This window comes from Nisaea sediminum, assembly GCF_014904705.1.
Lineage (GTDB): Bacteria > Pseudomonadota > Alphaproteobacteria > Thalassobaculales > Thalassobaculaceae > Nisaea > Nisaea sediminum.
The window spans coordinates 89,366-103,715 of sequence record NZ_JACZCQ010000008.1 but is presented as its reverse complement, the minus strand read 5'-3'; the positions used below and the strand labels follow the sequence as shown (position 1 = coordinate 103,715).

16 protein-coding genes are annotated in these 14,350 nt (G+C 64.4%); 5 read left to right on the top strand and 11 right to left on the bottom strand.

Annotated elements, in window-relative coordinates:
- The first annotated feature begins 115 nt into the window (after positions 1-115).
- Both IG122_RS17810 and IG122_RS17805 read left to right on the top strand, forming a co-directional pair.
- Positions 116-856: an SDR family oxidoreductase gene (locus IG122_RS17810; protein WP_193186797.1), complete on the top strand. Its 741-nt coding sequence runs from the start codon at positions 116-118 to the stop codon at positions 854-856.
- Positions 856-1,809: a threonine ammonia-lyase gene (locus IG122_RS17805; protein WP_193186794.1), complete on the top strand. Its 954-nt coding sequence runs from the start codon at positions 856-858 to the stop codon at positions 1,807-1,809. Before IG122_RS17810 ends, IG122_RS17805 begins: the two co-directional genes overlap by 1 nt.
- 3 nt (positions 1,810-1,812) lie before the next feature.
- On the opposite strand, the gene IG122_RS17800 is transcribed toward IG122_RS17805, so the two are convergent.
- A complete protein-coding gene (locus IG122_RS17800; RefSeq protein WP_193186791.1) occupies positions 1,813-2,412 on the bottom strand; it encodes a LysE family translocator in 600 nt (199 codons plus the stop codon).
- A gap of 137 nt (positions 2,413-2,549) precedes the next feature.
- On the opposite strand from IG122_RS17800, the gene IG122_RS17795 reads away from it, so the two are divergent.
- Positions 2,550-3,284 carry an AraC family transcriptional regulator gene (locus IG122_RS17795; protein WP_193186788.1) on the top strand — a complete coding sequence of 245 codons (735 nt, stop codon included), beginning with the start codon at positions 2,550-2,552 and terminating at the stop codon, positions 3,282-3,284.
- Positions 3,285-3,293: 9 nt separating this feature from the next.
- Here IG122_RS17795 and IG122_RS17790 read toward each other — a convergent pair whose 3' ends face one another.
- Both IG122_RS17790 and IG122_RS17785 read right to left on the bottom strand, forming a co-directional pair.
- Positions 3,294-4,856, bottom strand: a complete 1,563-nt coding sequence (locus tag IG122_RS17790; RefSeq protein ID WP_319024921.1) for a DHA2 family efflux MFS transporter permease subunit — start codon at positions 4,854-4,856, stop codon at positions 3,294-3,296.
- A 13-nt stretch (positions 4,857-4,869) separates the two neighbouring features.
- On the bottom strand, positions 4,870-6,000 hold the full coding sequence (locus tag IG122_RS17785) for an HlyD family secretion protein (RefSeq protein WP_193186785.1): 1,131 nt from the start codon (positions 5,998-6,000) through the stop codon (positions 4,870-4,872).
- A 189-nt stretch (positions 6,001-6,189) separates the two neighbouring features.
- Here IG122_RS17785 and IG122_RS17780 point away from each other — a divergent pair, with 189 nt between their 5' ends.
- On the top strand, positions 6,190-6,858 hold the full coding sequence (locus IG122_RS17780) for a TetR/AcrR family transcriptional regulator (protein WP_226893713.1): 669 nt from the start codon (positions 6,190-6,192) through the stop codon (positions 6,856-6,858).
- On the opposite strand, the gene IG122_RS17775 is transcribed toward IG122_RS17780, so the two are convergent.
- Positions 6,855-7,331 (bottom strand): cache domain-containing protein, encoded by a 477-nt coding sequence (locus tag IG122_RS17775; protein ID WP_193186782.1) that lies wholly within the window; start codon positions 7,329-7,331, stop codon positions 6,855-6,857. The genes IG122_RS17780 and IG122_RS17775 overlap by 4 nt on opposite strands.
- A gap of 75 nt (positions 7,332-7,406) precedes the next feature.
- Between IG122_RS17775 and IG122_RS24130 the strand changes: the two genes are divergently transcribed.
- Positions 7,407-7,550 carry a hypothetical protein gene (locus IG122_RS24130; protein ID WP_226893712.1) on the top strand — a complete coding sequence of 48 codons (144 nt, stop codon included), beginning with the start codon at positions 7,407-7,409 and terminating at the stop codon, positions 7,548-7,550.
- A 17-nt stretch (positions 7,551-7,567) separates the two neighbouring features.
- Here the strand turns inward: IG122_RS24130 and IG122_RS17770 are convergent, their stop codons facing one another.
- From IG122_RS17770 to speB, 7 genes are all read right to left on the bottom strand, one after another.
- A complete protein-coding gene (locus IG122_RS17770) occupies positions 7,568-7,801 on the bottom strand; it encodes a sulfurtransferase TusA family protein (RefSeq protein ID WP_226893711.1) in 234 nt (77 codons plus the stop codon).
- Positions 7,713-8,711, bottom strand: coding sequence for a DUF1194 domain-containing protein (locus IG122_RS17765; RefSeq protein ID WP_226893710.1), 999 nt, complete (start codon positions 8,709-8,711; stop codon positions 7,713-7,715). The genes IG122_RS17770 and IG122_RS17765 overlap by 89 nt, the downstream gene beginning before the upstream one ends.
- Before the next feature lie 311 nt (positions 8,712-9,022).
- The gene (locus IG122_RS17760) at positions 9,023-10,123 is read right to left on the bottom strand and encodes a hypothetical protein (protein WP_193186776.1); all 1,101 of its coding nucleotides are present in this window, start codon (positions 10,121-10,123) and stop codon (positions 9,023-9,025) included.
- Positions 10,123-10,662, bottom strand: coding sequence for a hypothetical protein (locus tag IG122_RS17755; protein WP_193186773.1), 540 nt, complete (start codon positions 10,660-10,662; stop codon positions 10,123-10,125). Before IG122_RS17755 ends, IG122_RS17760 begins: the two co-directional genes overlap by 1 nt.
- Positions 10,659-12,317 carry a hypothetical protein gene (locus IG122_RS17750; protein WP_193186770.1) on the bottom strand — a complete coding sequence of 553 codons (1,659 nt, stop codon included), beginning with the start codon at positions 12,315-12,317 and terminating at the stop codon, positions 10,659-10,661. Before IG122_RS17750 ends, IG122_RS17755 begins: the two co-directional genes overlap by 4 nt.
- A 117-nt stretch (positions 12,318-12,434) precedes the next feature.
- A complete protein-coding gene (locus IG122_RS17745; RefSeq protein ID WP_193186767.1) occupies positions 12,435-13,265 on the bottom strand; it encodes a hypothetical protein in 831 nt (276 codons plus the stop codon).
- A gap of 4 nt (positions 13,266-13,269) precedes the next feature.
- Entirely contained in the window at positions 13,270-14,226 is a 957-nt protein-coding gene (gene speB, locus IG122_RS17740; protein WP_226893709.1) for an agmatinase, read from the bottom strand.
- Positions 14,227-14,350 lie beyond the last annotated feature (124 nt).

Here is a 14,350-nt window from a genome sequence, read left to right as displayed (position 1 = left end):
TCCCTCATGATGATTGCTGCGATGATAGCTCAGCACCGGTGCCTCGCAAAAGCTTGCCGCGCGGAATTCCGATGCTTACTGATGAGCGATAATCAAATCAAAACGGGGAGACATCATGGCAGGGCGTCTGCAAGGCAAGAAAGCGCTGGTAACAGCTGCGGCCCAGGGTATCGGAAAGGCCACCGTCGAGGCCTTCAGCCGCGAGGGCGCAGAGGTCATCGCGACCGATATCAACATGGACGCGCTGGCCGCGCTCGACGGCCTCCCGGGCGTCACCCTGCGCAAGCTCGATGTGCTGGACGACGTGGCGGTGACGTCTGCCGCCAAAGAAATCGGCGCGCTCGACGCGCTCTTCAACTGCGCCGGCTTCGTCCATCACGGCACCATCCTCGACACAACCGACGAGGACTGGGATTTCTCCTTCAACCTGAACGTCAAGGCGATGTTCCGCATGTGCCGCGCCTTCCTGCCGGCGATGCTGGAGAACGGCGGCGGCTCGATCATCAACATGTCCTCGGTCAGTTCCAGCCTGAAGGGCATCCCGGCGCGCTGCGTCTACGGCGCCAGCAAGGCCGCCGTGCTCGGGCTCACCAAGTCGATCTCGGCGGACTTCCTGAAGCAGGGCATCCGCTGCAACGCGGTCTGCCCCGGCACGGTACAGTCGCCGTCGCTCGACGGCCGGATCAACGCCTTCGACGACCCGGTCCAGGCGCGCAAGGATTTCATCGCCCGCCAGCCGCTTGGCCGGCTCGGCACCGCCGAGGAGATCGCCGCCATGGTGCTCTATCTCGCCTCGGACGAAAGCGCATACACAACAGGCCAATTCTTTATCGTCGACGGAGGCATTCTGAACTGATGTCGTCTCAATCTCTTACCCGCGTTGACTTTGACGCCGCCGCCGCCCGTATCCGCGGCAAGGTCCGCCGGACGCCCTCCCTCGAGGCCGTGGCGCTGAAAAGCGATCCGGCGCCGGACGCGCGCCTGCTGCTGAAGCTGGAGAACTTGCAGCCGACCGGCTCTTTCAAGGTGCGCGGCGCGACGAACACGGTGATGTCGCTTACGGATGAGGAAAAGGCGCGCGGGCTGATCACCGCGTCCGGCGGCAATCACGGCCTCGGCGTCGCCTTCGGCGCCCGCATGAGCGGCTGTCCTGCTGTTATCTTCCTGCCCGAAAGCACGCCGCCCGCGAAGGCGGCGAAGCTGAAGGAGTGGGGCGCCGAGGTGATCGTCCACGGTGCGGTCTGGGACGATGCAAACGAGGCTGCGCTGGCGCGGGCAGAGGCCGAGGGCCTGACCTACATCCATCCCTTCGCCGATCCGAGGGTCGTCGCCGGGCAAGGCACCATCGCGCTCGAGATGCTGGAGGACAATCCGGAGATCGACACGCTGGTGGTCGCCATCGGCGGCGGCGGATTGATCGCCGGCGTTGCGACGGCCGCGAAACTGCTGAAACCGGGCATCCGCGTGATCGGTGTCGAGCCGACCGGCGCCCCGACCCATCATGCAGCCCGCGCGGCTGGCCATCTCGTGACCCTGGAAAAGATCGAGACGGCCGCCGGCACACTCGCCCCGCGGACGTCGGCGGAGCTCAATTTCGGGCTGATCTCGGAGAATGTGGACGAACTGGTTCTGGTCTCCGATCCCGATATGAAAGCGGCCGCCGAATGGCTCTGGGCGGAGACCGGGATCGCGGCGGAACTGAGCGGGGCGGCGGCGCTGGCCGCACTCAAGACCGGTGCCGCCAAAGCCGAAGCCGGCGGCACGGTCGGCGTCATCGTCTGCGGTGCCGGGACCGACGGGATCGGCTGACCCTCAGAGCCCGCGCAGCGCGAGAGCGACCGAGAGCAGCAACATCGCCGCGAAGGCGATGTTCGCCGCGCGGCCAAGCCGCGGGTCGCTCAGCAGCCGGGCGAAGAGAGAACCGAAAGCCAGCCAGGACGTGTTGACCACGAGGATGACGAGGACGAGCGCTGCGATCTTCGCCAGCGCGTCCGTCAGCGCATCCCCCGGAAAGACCGTCTGGCTGGCAAAGACGGCGCCGATCGCCGCGAAGGCCTTCGGATTGGCGATCGCAAGCGCGAAGGCGGGAACGAAGCCCGGAGCCTTTCCGGCATCGGCAGCGCGCACGCCGACCGGCGCGGACGCGATCTTCCAGGCGAGATAGAGAATGTAGGCCGCTGCTGCGACGGTCAGCGCGGTGACCAGCGCCGGCTCCGTCAGGATCAGCGCCGTCACACCGCTCGCGATCATCAGCAGGACTCCGGTCGTCCCGATTACGATACCCCCGAGATAGGCCAATCCCCGGCGGAACCCGTAGGCGGTCCCGAGCCCGGCGAGGCTGAGGGTCGCGGGCCCGGGGCTGCCCATCAGGGGAAAGGCTGCGAGCCAGAGCAGGAGGAGGCTGCTTGTCATTCGTCTCTCCGTCACGGATGCTGGTCCGGAATGTGCGGCGCAATTGCAGACGCGGTCTTGAACGAATGTGCAGCGGGTGGGCCAGCCAGGAGACGGGGCGAGTACGCTTTCGCACGGCGTGCGACGGATTGCAGATCGTGGAAGCCTCCGGTTTTCGCCATGCCTTCGCGCCGCACCGTCATGACGAATATGTCATCGGCCTGACCACGCACGGGGTACAGAGTTTCAGCTACCGGCGGGAGGAACGTGCCGCCCTGCCGGGCCAAGCCTTCATCATCCATCCGGATGAGGTGCATGACGGCCGCCCCGGAACCGACGGCGGTTACAGTTACCGCGCCGCCTATGTCTCGCCCGCGCTGATCGGCGAGGCGCTCGGCGGGCGGCCAATCCCCTTTGTTGCAGAGGTCGTCGGCACCCTTCCGGAGCTCGTCGCCGCGATTTCGGAAATGCTCGAACTTGCGGAGGGGGAATCCGGCGAGCCGACCGGTGCCGTCACGCAGCTTGCGGATCTGCTGTTGCGCCTTTCCGGTACGCCGACATCCCGCCTGCCGGACAATCGGGAGACCATGCTCCGGATCCGCGATCATCTGGCGGAGAGCTGGTTCGACGGCATCTCCATGGCGGAGATCGAAGCCGAGCACGGACTCGACCGCTTCACAGTCGCACGGCTGTTCCGGCGCCATTTCGGCATCAGCCCGCACCGCTTCCTGACGCTGCGTCGGCTCGAGAAGGCAAGAGAGATGATCGGCGCCGGAGCGGATCTCGCCGATATTGCGGCCGCGACCGGTTTCGCCGACCAGAGCCACATGACCCGTCAGTTCAAGCAGGCCTTCGGCGTCACGCCCGGCCAGTGGCGGCAGTTGCTGAACTGAGCGCCGGGCCTAATGCCCGCCGCCGCCTCCACCGGCCGCCTGCGGGCGGCGCATCAGCGGGGTTGCCAGCACCAGCAGGAGGAACAGCCCGGTCATCAGGTAGAAGACGTCGCCGAACGCCATCACCGTCGCCTCCCGCCGAACCATGCCCGCCACCTGTTTCAGCGCGGCGCCGTCCGCGAGAGATCCGAGGCTGGCCAGCCCACTGGAGATTTTCCCCAGCGTGTCTTCGGCAACCGAGCTGCCCCAGGTCACATGCTCGCGCAGGCGCAGCAGGTGCAGGTCCGTGCGGTCGTTCAGCACCGTGTTGATGATCGCGAGCCCGACCGCGCCGCCGAAATTCCGCGTGACATTGAAGAGGCCGGAGGCGTTCTTGATCGTCTGCGGCGGCAGGGTGCCGAGGGAAAGGTTGGTGATCGGCACCATGCAGAGCATGAGCGAAACACCGCGCAGGACCTGCGGCAGGAACAGTTCCCAGAAATCCCACTCGGCGGTGATCTTCGAGGCTTCCCAGGTGCCGAGCCCGAAGCCGATGAAGCCGATGGCGATCATCAGCCGCGGGTCGAGCTTGCGCGAGAGCCGACCGGCGATCGGCGCGGTGAAGAACATGCAGAGCCCAGTGACGAACATGGTCTCGCCAATCATCAGCGCGGAGTATTCGCGGATCCGGGAGAGATAGACCGGATAGAGATAGGTCAGCCCGTAGAGCCCGATCCCCATCACGAAGCTAAAGGCGGAGCCGGTCGCGAAATTGCGGTTGGCGAAGGACCTCAGATCGACCACGGGCACGGCAGCCGCGAAGGCGCGCCAAAAAAATCCTGCGCCGGAGATAATGGCGAGAACAGCGAAGAATAAGATCGTGTCATCCTCGAACCAGTCGTTCCCCGGCCCCTCCTCCAGCACGAATTCGAGACTGCCGAGAAACCCCGCCATGAAGATCAGGCCAGACCAGTCGAACCGCTCGAGCAGCGACAGTTCCGGCTCGTCGAAATCGATCAGCGTCACCGCGGCGAAGGAAACCAGGATGCCCGGCACGATGTTCACCAGGAACAGCCAATGCCAGGAGAAGAGCTCGGTCAGATACCCGCCGACAGTCGGGCCGATGGTCGGCGCAAGCGTGGCGACCAGCCCGATGACCGGGCTGATCACATGCTGCTTGCTGCGCGGGAAGACCGTGTAGGCGGTCGCGAAAACGGTCGGGATCATGCCTCCGCCGATGAAACCCTGCAGCGCGCGGTAGACGATCATCTCCTCGATCGAACTCGCGGTCGCGCAGAGGAAACTCATCATGGTGAAGCCGGCGCAGGCGAAGGTGAAGAGCCAGCGCGTCGAGAAAGCCCGGGAGAGGAATCCGGAGAGCGGGATCATCACCACTTCGGCGATCAGGTAGCTGGTCTGGACCCAGGAGATCTCGTCGTTGCTGGAGGAGAGGCCGGCCTGGATCTCGCTCAGCGACGCCGAGACGATCTGGATGTCCAGGATCGCCATGAACATGCCGAAGACCATGCAGACGAAGGCAACAACGTGCCGCGTGGGGATGGGCTCCTCGGCGGCGGGAAGAGCGGCGCTCACGACCGGACCCGCCTCAATCCTTGGCGGCGAGCGCGGGTGACCCTGCCTCGGCTGCCAATGCGCCCGAAGTACTGTCGTTGCGGGTGTCGATCGTCACCTCGACGGACATGCCCGGGCGCAGCATGCGGTTGCCGCCTTGGTCGGTGGCGAAGCGGACCCGGACCGGAAGGCGCTGCACGATCTTGGTGAAGTTGCCGGTCGCGTTCTCCGGCGGCAGCAGGCTGAAGACGGCACCCGAGGCCGGCGAAATGCTTTCTACCCGGCCGCGGAAAACATGGTCCGGATAGGCATCGGCGGTGAAGTTCACCTCCTGCCCGACCGACACACGGGAGAGCTGGGTCTCCTTGAAGTTGGCGTCGATATAGACGTCGTGGATCGGCACAACGGCGGCGATCCGGGTACCGGGCATCAGATACTGCCCGACCTCGACCGCACGGTTGCCGACGACGCCGTCGATTGGCGCCCGGATCACCGTGAAAGTGAGATCGCGCTTTGCCTGGTCAAGCGCGGTGCGCAGTTCGCGGAGAATATGCTCCTCCTCGATGCGTTGCGCGTCGAGCACGCCGCGCCCGGCCCGAGCCGACGCGAGACCGGCCCGGGCGGCCGCGAGGTTCGCCTTGGCGCCGTCGCGGGCGGCGCGGGCATTGTCCAGCGCCTGCCGGCTCGCATGGTTCTTCGCCACCAGCTTGTCCTGACGGACGAACTCCAGCTCCGCACGCTCCAGTTCGACCTTCGCAGCGGCGACCTTGGCTCCGGCCTCCTCGATCTCGGCTTCCTTCGAGACCGTTTCGACATCGAAGCGCGCGATGGTCGCTTCCTGTGTCGCGATCTTGTCCTCGGCGCCCTGGAGCGCCAGACGGTAGTCACCGTCATCCACGCGGGCGATCACGTCGCCCTTCTTCACCGCTTGGTTTTCCTCGACCTCGACGGTTGTGACATAGCCGGAGATCTTGGCGGAGAGCATGCTCATGTCGGCGCCAACATAGGCGTCATCGGTGGAAATCTCGAACCGTCCCCGGGTCCACCATTCGTATCCTTTGTAGCCGCTTCCGGTGAGGACGAGGGTCAGCAGCAGCAACAGGATGAAACGCCGCTTGCGGGACCTGCGGACCTCCGGGAGGCCGCCTTCGAACTTGGAGCTCATGTCGGATGTCGATCTTTATTTTGACTGAACGGTTCGGTCAATGATATGAACTATGTAAATTGACTGAACGGTTCGGTCAACGTGAATCTATTGCCAATACGAAAGAGCGGTGCTTCTTAAGCTATGCTTCCCGTGCTTTCCGCCGGGAAGCACGGCACTTTAAGTTGCGCCGCCGAGGAAACACGACCGATGACAATGTCGCCCCAGCTGCAGGATCTCTCCACGTCGGACGACGGGTTCGCCGACACGCCCAAGCGGCGGGAGATCATCGACGGTGCACGTCAAGTGTTCCGGGCGGAAGGGTTCGACGGCGCCAGCATGGGGCAGATCGCCCAAGCTGCCGGTGTCTCCAAGGGCACGCTCTATGTCTATTTCCAGAGCAAGGAAGACCTCTTCCACGCCCTCGTGGTGAACGACCGGCGCGAGGCCGCCGAGCATATGTTCCAGCTCAAGGAACAAGCGGGGCGGCTGGAAACGCGCGAAATGCTCTGCCAGCTCGGCGAGAGCTTCATCACCATGATGGTCCGGCCGGAGCATATCGCCCTCGTCCGCATGGTCATGGGCGCGGCCGAGAAACTGCCCCATGTCGGCCGCACCTTCTACGAGACCGGTCCTTGCCTCGGCATCCGCCGTGTTTCGGAATATCTCGCCCGCGAGGTGGAGGCCGGGCGGCTGGAGATCGATTGCGAGCTCGACCTCGCCGCCGGTCACTTCCTCAATCTTTGCCAGGGCAACCTGATCAAGCCGCAGTTCTTCTGCTCGGAGAAGCCGCCCTCGAAGGAAGAGATCTCGTCCACGGTCGAAAGCGCGGTCACCGTCTTCCTGCGTGCCTTCGGCCCGTCAGCGGAACACTCCTAGACGTCCGCCCCCGCATAACCGGCGCAGACGATCACGCCGCCCGCACGTTTCGCATAGGTTTTCTTCGGAACGAGAGCGCCCGTCACCGGATCGGGCCACATGTAGAGTGTCCAGGCGCCTGAGGGTTGTAATGCCGTCGCCGCGATGATCTCGCGGATGAAATAGGTACCGTTGCGGTCCCTGCTGCCGGAGACATTGTCTCCTTCCGCCCGCTTATCCGGATGCAGCAGCAACGTGCCGCTCTCGTCCATCACGTAGACATAGAGTCCCTCGTCCGGCCGCACCCAGGCCCGGCGCGGGCTGTCTTCCAAAGCTCCCGGAAATCCGTTGGCCGCGATCGCCGCCGCTGCGGTCTCGACCATCTCGACGACAGCCTCGCGCGTGCCGTAGGCATGCCCGATGCCCGGACAGACCAAGGCCGTCGCAACACCGGCGATCAACGTCAGAACTCTTCGGCGTGTCCGGTCGGTCATCTTTTCTCCCCGGTCAGCGCCTGGATCGCCTGCGCCGTCACCGCCGGATCCTTTGCCCCCCCCCGGAAAACCCCTTTGGTGACGGGCCCGGCCTGCACCCCCCCCCCCGGGCCCGCCGCCTTCGCCACCACCGAGAGGATGCGCTCCGGCGCGGAGTTCCTCCCGCAGCTCCGCTGGCTGCGGGAGGAACTCCGCGCGACGGCCCTCGAACTCGCCTGAACGGTCGAGTGACCTGCTCAGGCGCCCTTGCGGATCACAAACGTGAAGGTGCCGCCGGTCTCGTCTTCGCTGACCAGCTCGTGGCCGGAACTGTTGCAGAAATGCTTGAAGTCGAGGGGCGAGGCCGGGTCCGTTGACTGCACGGAGATCAGCTGGCCCGCCTCAAGGCCTTTGATCGCCTTTCGGGTTTTCAGGACCGGTAGCGGACATTTCAATCCGCTCGCATCCAGCGTCAGCGCCGGTTCGCTCATTTTCATTCGCCTCGCAGATGGACTCATGCGCCGAATATTGGGGCGGAAGCAGGCGCTTGCCAATCCCCGCCTGTTCCGGCCCGCGCCCCGTCGGCCGAGCATCGGCGATTTCACGGATGATCTTGGCCAGCAGGACGTCCGCAAAGCGGGTCTCCTCGTCCGCCACCATGACGAAGGCACCGACGCCGCCTATGATGTCCAGACGGTAGTGCATCTCCAGCGGCATGCCTCCGGGTCCCGGGCGGTTCCCGCCCCGGCTCTTCACAGCGAGCGCGTTCACCGTGATCCCGGCATCGACCGCCCGATCTCTCGCCCAGTCTATCGGGCGGCCACCGATCTGCGGGCCGTCCCCGGACACGTCTATCACCAGGCGCGTGCCCTCGTAGGCATTGCCAAGGATCCTGTCGGTCGAATAGGCGATCGCCTCGCTGATCGAATTGTATCCCCAGGCGGCGCGCGGTGCCGTCATCAGCGCCTCGCCGAATGCGCGAGCATCCTCCGGTCCGGCGATTTCCGACCAGTCGACGATGGTATGCTGGGAGGCGGCATCTCCCCATTCGATATAAGTAACCACAATTTTACCCCGGCGACCCGACGCAATGGCGTCGAGGACCCTCCTGTCGGCGAGCGCATCGGCATACCCTTTGCGCTGCAACCGCAGTTCCTCGTCGTCGATGGAACCGGACCCGTCGGCGGCGAATACCAGCTCCAGGTCGACCGGCTCCGCAAAGCTGGGGGACGCCCAGACGGTCAACAGAGCAAGTGCGAACAACTTCGCCCGGCCACCGGAAAACACGCCATACGCGCGACTTAACATTATTGAAACAAAACGGAATTTATCTGTGGATAACTTTTTTCGCGCTGCGGAACGGTGAGAAGCTTCAAATGCAAGAGATCGCGTTCGCCCCATGTTTACCCGCCCCAAAACATTTCGTTTGCAAAGCGCATCGCCCAATTCGGTTTTAAAAACAAAAGAACGACATTATTCACAAGCCATGCACAGCTTGGCGTTTCGCAGCCTCTCTGAGCACCCGATCCGGGTCAAATAAATTTCCGTTTCCGACAGCCCGGCTCGGCAATAAAAACGCGCGAGCGGCCACAAATCTATAATTGAAATGTGGTCAATCTCCAAGATATGGAGGCGCTTTACTGCACTTGTGCGTCGAACCAGATCTTCCATTGCCGCAACCTTAAATAAAAATCCATTGAATTTTAAACGATTCAATAATGAAAATGGCCACTGGGTCGAAGCTCGATACTGCGCCCGGCGAATTGCACCGGCTGGCCGTCCATCGCCAACTGTGTGACTTCAACGTCAAGTCTGAGCGGCTGCCGCATCCAATAAGGGAAATCGATCCGGAGCACCAGCTGGTCTCCGCCGGCGGCAACACGGTGCAATTCCCTGCGATAACGGTCGGCATCCGCATAAGTCAGAAATCCGCCGGAGACGGACGCCCGGATACGGAATTCTCCGTTCCGCCGGACCGTCACGATGCCGGCGCAGGCGGCCCCGTCAAAGACGCCGGTTTTCGGAGGAAGCACGACCGGCACGCCGCATCCGAGCTGCTCCCGCGGCACGATCTCGACCTGCATCATCGAGCCCGCCCCCACGCTCTCCCGCTCGGGCTCCGCCTCCTGATACCGATTGATTGAACCATAAAGAATTGCGGTCAGTCCGCCCGCGACCGCTATCCCGGCCATGACGGCACTGCGCTTTCGCGGACCTGCCCGCTCCTTCCCGTCAGGGGACGTTTGCCGCGAGGCCCCGAAGAGTGTTTCCGAGATGTCCGGCCCGAGGCAGGCCAAGAGGGCCTGTTCCGGATGATCAACCGGCAGAAGGCTCCAGCCTTCGGTACTGTCCGGGATGTCGCCGGAAGCCGGGAGCACGAAGAAGCCATGGCCAGAAGCGGCCGTCCCTGCCCGCTCAAGTTTTGCCCCGACGTGATCGACCGCTCCGACATTGAGGTCCCTGTCCACCCGGCCGGTTACCAGCAGATCGGTCTCGGCCGGCGCGTCACCTTCGGCGAGGAGATCCTCACGCTTCAGCATGTGTGCGAGAAAAAGTCCGAGTTGCCAGCTCTCGCCACCGTCAATCGCCGCCGACAGATCCGTCCGATAGACCGGATGTCCGGTCAGCCGCTCGACCACGCCGGTCGGCTCGCGCACGAAAGAGTCGTAGTCGGCGCTGACAGGCAACGCAGCGAGAGAGCCGGAGAGACAGAGAGCGGACCGGACCGCCGGATTCTCGGCCGAGATCCGCACCACGCGAACCGCCCCGCGGGTCGTCGCGACGAAAACCCGTACCCGTTTCGTGCCGGCCATCACGTCAGGTAAAGCCTGCTGTCCGGATTGCGGAACGCCCGGAGAAACGGCGCATCGGCATCAAACATGAGCTGAAGCGGCAATGTTTCCGCCTCGGGCAAGACGGCATATTCCGGGCGCGCGCGCGGAGGAATGGCGACGAGCACGCGCGGCAGCCCCGTCTCCGGCCGCACCTGCTCGATCAGCAGATATGTCGGTCCGCCCTCGGCAAGCGACGGCGCCAACCGCAGACGGAAGCCGGCACGTTCGCGCATTTCGAGGCCGCCGCTGCTCGCCGCTGCGGCGGCAGGAAACTCGGCCAGGGCAATCCGGCGGAGCAAGGCTTCCGCCGCCGGGGCAAAATTCGGATCATCGAAAGCGCGGTCCAAAACCGCATCCGCTCCCTCCCCCTCCGGCCGCAACAGACAATGCACCAACTCGGAAAAGCAGATCGCGCCGGCGGCCTCCTTCGTCGCGCCACGCAGGTCCTGCGCCAGTGAGGCTGCGGTAAAGAGCGCCCTGGCTAACGGATCGGCCGCCGTTCCGTCCTCGCCGGTCATGCGTGCTCCCGGTAAAGCGCCGCCAGAGCAGTGGCGAAACGGCGGCAATCCTCGTCGAAAACCTGATCCGGCGAGATCAGGTCAAAGTGCCGGCCGAGCGACTTCAGCAGGTCCTGCAGGCTTTCAGCGCAATCACGAACCAGCGGATCACTGACTTCGGCCGCCTCCAGAATCTCGCGCTCCAGCACCCGGCTTTCCTCGAAACCGCGACGGTTGATCTTGGCGAATGCGCCTCGGGCGGCGCGAAAAAACCCGGCTTCGGGTGCCGTCTCCGGATCGCCGGAGAGCGCATGCTCGATCAATCCTCCGACCACCTGCTCCGGGCGAAGCGGGACCACGTTTCCCTCGAAATGTCCTGGACCGGAAACACTCGACTTGAGGGCCGGCGCCATCTCCGGAAAGAGCGAGACCGCAATCGCCAAAGCTTCCGGTCTTCGGTTCCGGAACAGAATGTACATCAAGGCCTTGCGAATTTTCCGGAGATGCGTTGCGATCGTCCCGTAGCTTGTGACGGCGGTCGCGTATGTCTCTTCCGGCGAGGTGCCGATCAGACCGGCCACCAAATCCTGCCCGGCATGCCCGCTCCGCCGGCGCAGCGCTTGGATGATACGCGCCTGATGCGCGCCGAACACTTCGGCGCGCAGGATTGTCAGCGGCAGAATGCCCGCCGCCTCCCCGGCCTCCAGAACGAGTTCAAGCCGCGCCGCCTCCCGCTTGTTCACCGATTTGAGCCGGTCCGCTGGAGGCGAGGAAAGTTCGCTGAGGATGGCCCGTCTTCCGTCTACGACCTCCAGCGCCTCCAGCACCTGTTCGGGATCGACCTCTCCCTGTTCGCGCGATGGCCCGATCGGTGCGGCGCTTTCAACCGCCCGCCGGACCGCAGCCTCCTTGAGCGCCGTCCGGAGCCGGAAACAGTCGAGAGCGACAGTGCGAAATCCCCTGAAGTCCCCACCGTCGGAATGCAGCGCGCAACGCAGTTCCCAGAACGCGAGGATCGTGCGGTCATCGATGGATTCGGCTGTGGGTCTGCGTCCGTTTCGTTCGGCGAGAAAACCGCATATGACGCCGAACTTCCGCTCGTATTGCTGCGAGGGGAGATGCCGCTTCAGAAACTCGTAGAGGCGTCTGGACAAGGCGTTGGCGAGCGCCTGCGCCTCTCCCCGCCCATGCGGGCCTGCAAGAAATGCCGCGATTTCACCGTCCACCGCCTCGAAACCGAGGGCCGTTACGCAAAAATCGAGCAACGCGGCCAGGAAAGGGATCCGGCCATAGCTGATGCGGAATTCCGGCGAGGCGGTCCGGAGGACAAGCTCGTTCGCTCCGGCACGCACCTCGGACCCGTTTAGGTCGCGCCGCACGGAGGCGATCGACGCCGCTTTGAAGGCCGAAGCGGTCGCTGTACGTACGCCCCAGAGATAACCGATATACCCTCCGCGTCCCGCGATCCGGTCCGCGGCGGAGATCAGGAAGGCGAGTTCCAGCAAAGGCCGGCCATAGGCCCTGGCGGCGACCGTCTGGATAAGGGAGCGGCGCACTCTGGCATCGTAGCGCCGTCCGCCATCGCCCGAGGCTTCGACGACCGCGGCGAGCGCCGAGGCAAGCTCGCCGCTGATCTCCGTTCTCAGGCCAGCTGCTCCACCACCATGCTCAAACACGCGCGCAGCCCCTCAAAATCAGTGAGTAATTTTATATTTTCTCGCCTTATGCGTGCTTATCTTGGGTGATTTCCTAACCGACCGCAACACTCCCGTATGCAGCCGGCTTCCCGCGGATCAGGGCGCGGACAGCTCCAACCGCCGGTTGGCGAGATCGACGGAGACGGACACGCGCTCGCCCAGATCGGCGGCAATCTTTTCGAGCCTCCCGGCAAGCACCGTGAGGTCGAGAGCCGTTCTGTAACCAAACGATACAGGACCGCGCTCATCGCGGCGCCGGATACGCAAGGGCGATGGAGGATCGACGGTCTCCACAGCGAGGATGTCCGCAACCGTCAGGACTTTGTCGAATGGCACGCCGGAAAAGACGAGCTGGACATCAGAGCTCTCCCGCTCGGCAGCAGATACCGCCGCGCCTTTTCCTGCCCTGATCCGGTAGGGGACCATATGGATCTCGACATCTCCGAGCCACGGCGCAGTTGCGAGTTGATGGAAGAATGTTCCGGCGGATGGTGCGTCGCCCGGCAACTGAATGCCTGCTATGGGAGCAAGGCTGCCGAATTCGGGCGGTCGGCCTGCGGCGAGCAAAACGATCAGGGCTTCACGATCGGATGCCGCTCCGGTCCGCGGCGACACGAAATAGCCCGAGGTGCCTCCGACCCGGACCCGCCGTTCCGCCCCTTGGGAAATGCGCAGCACCCGCCCCGCTTCATTCGTGCTGCCCCTTTGCTTTAAGGACAGCCCCACGACCGAACCGTTCGCCGTGCGCGCATAGATGGCCGCCCACCGATCGACCGGCCAGCGTACGAAGCGCAGCTCCGGCACCGCTCCCGACACGAGCTCCGGATCCGCCAGAAAGACAGTTGGATCCGCGTCCTCGGACCGGGCCGGAACCACTCCGAGGAGAACCGCGACCAGAACTCCCCATGCGATGCCGCGGATGTTCATTGCCTCAAGCGCGGCGCGCCGCGACCGCCTCGGCCAGAATACAGAGCAGCTCGAACATGACCGTCGCGCCGGTCAGCGCGGTGATGCCGCTCGGATCGAAAGGCGGCGCGACCTCGACCACGTCCGCGCCGATCAGATTCACCCCGCTCATGCCGCGGACCAGGAGCTGCGCCTCGAGTGCCGTGAAGCCGCCGATCTCCGGCGTCCCGGTTCCCGGCGCATAAGCCGGATCAATGCCGTCGATGTCGAACGTGAAGTAGGTGGGCCCGTTGCCGACGACGCGCCGGGCCTCGGCGATGACCGCCTCCAGTCCCATCGCATGGGCTTCGTGCATCTGGATGACGCGCATCCCGTGCTCGTAGCTGAAGGCCCACTGGTCGCGCCCGTTTATGCCTCCGCGAATGCCGATCTGCACGCAGCGTTCCGGATCGAGCACGCCTTCCTCCACCGCCCGCGAGAACGGTGAGCCGTGGTGGAAGCGGGAGCCGAGATAATCGTCGCCGGTATCGCAATGGGCATCGATCTGGATCAGCCCGACCGGCTGCTTGCGTCCAAGGACCCTCAGGATCGGCAACGTGATCGAATGATCGCCGCCGGCACTGAGCGGCACCGCACCGGTCTCCGCCAGCTTTTCATAGTAGGCCTGAATCTGTTCATGCGCTTGCTCAAGCTGGAACGGCCGCTCGACCACCGCGTCGCCGACATCGGCAATCGAGCAGAGTTCGTAGGGACAGGTTCCCGTTGCTTGGTTGATGGTGCGTATCATGCTGCTCTGATTGCGGATCTCCCGCGGCCCGTGCCGGGCGCCGGGACGATTGGTCACCCCGCCGTCATAGGGAACACCGACCAGCGCAATATCGAGCCCTTCGGCGCTCTGCCGGTAAGGCGTTCGCATGAAGGTCGGCAGACCGGTATAGCGCGGCGCCTGCATCGCCTGAAAATCCTGCTCCGACATGCCCATGAGACCGCTCCTGCGATTGCTTTCGTTCCAGTCTGCGATTGCGCCTGATCGGAATGCAAGTCTGGACCGCCTCTCGGAGCCGGGGCTACTGTCCCCGCTCCCGCCTCGAGACCAAGAGATCGAC

Bases quoted from the DNA above. Each gene is read 5' to 3' on its own strand.
- IG122_RS17800 (WP_193186791.1), bottom strand. From the start codon at position 2,412: ATGACAAGCAGCCTCCTCCTGCTCTGGCTCGCAGCCTTTCCCCTGATG.
- IG122_RS17810 (WP_193186797.1), top strand. From the start codon at position 116: ATGGCAGGGCGTCTGCAAGGCAAGAAAGCGCTGGTAACAGCTGCGGCC.
- IG122_RS17745 (WP_193186767.1), bottom strand. From the start codon at position 13,265: ATGAACATCCGCGGCATCGCATGGGGAGTTCTGGTCGCGGTTCTCCTC.
- IG122_RS17755 (WP_193186773.1), bottom strand. From the start codon at position 10,662: ATGACCGGCGAGGACGGAACGGCGGCCGATCCGTTAGCCAGGGCGCTC.
- speB (WP_226893709.1), bottom strand. From the start codon at position 14,226: ATGGGCATGTCGGAGCAGGATTTTCAGGCGATGCAGGCGCCGCGCTAT.
- IG122_RS17775 (WP_193186782.1), bottom strand. From the start codon at position 7,331: ATGACCGACCGGACACGCCGAAGAGTTCTGACGTTGATCGCCGGTGTT.
- IG122_RS17785 (WP_193186785.1), bottom strand. From the start codon at position 6,000: ATGAGCTCCAAGTTCGAAGGCGGCCTCCCGGAGGTCCGCAGGTCCCGC.
- IG122_RS17760 (WP_193186776.1), bottom strand. From the start codon at position 10,123: ATGGCCGGCACGAAACGGGTACGGGTTTTCGTCGCGACGACCCGCGGG.
- IG122_RS17780 (WP_226893713.1), top strand. From the start codon at position 6,190: ATGACAATGTCGCCCCAGCTGCAGGATCTCTCCACGTCGGACGACGGG.
- IG122_RS17805 (WP_193186794.1), top strand. From the start codon at position 856: ATGTCGTCTCAATCTCTTACCCGCGTTGACTTTGACGCCGCCGCCGCC.
- IG122_RS17765 (WP_226893710.1), bottom strand. From the start codon at position 8,711: ATGGGGCGAACGCGATCTCTTGCATTTGAAGCTTCTCACCGTTCCGCA.
- IG122_RS17770 (WP_226893711.1), bottom strand. From the start codon at position 7,801: ATGAGCGAACCGGCGCTGACGCTGGATGCGAGCGGATTGAAATGTCCG.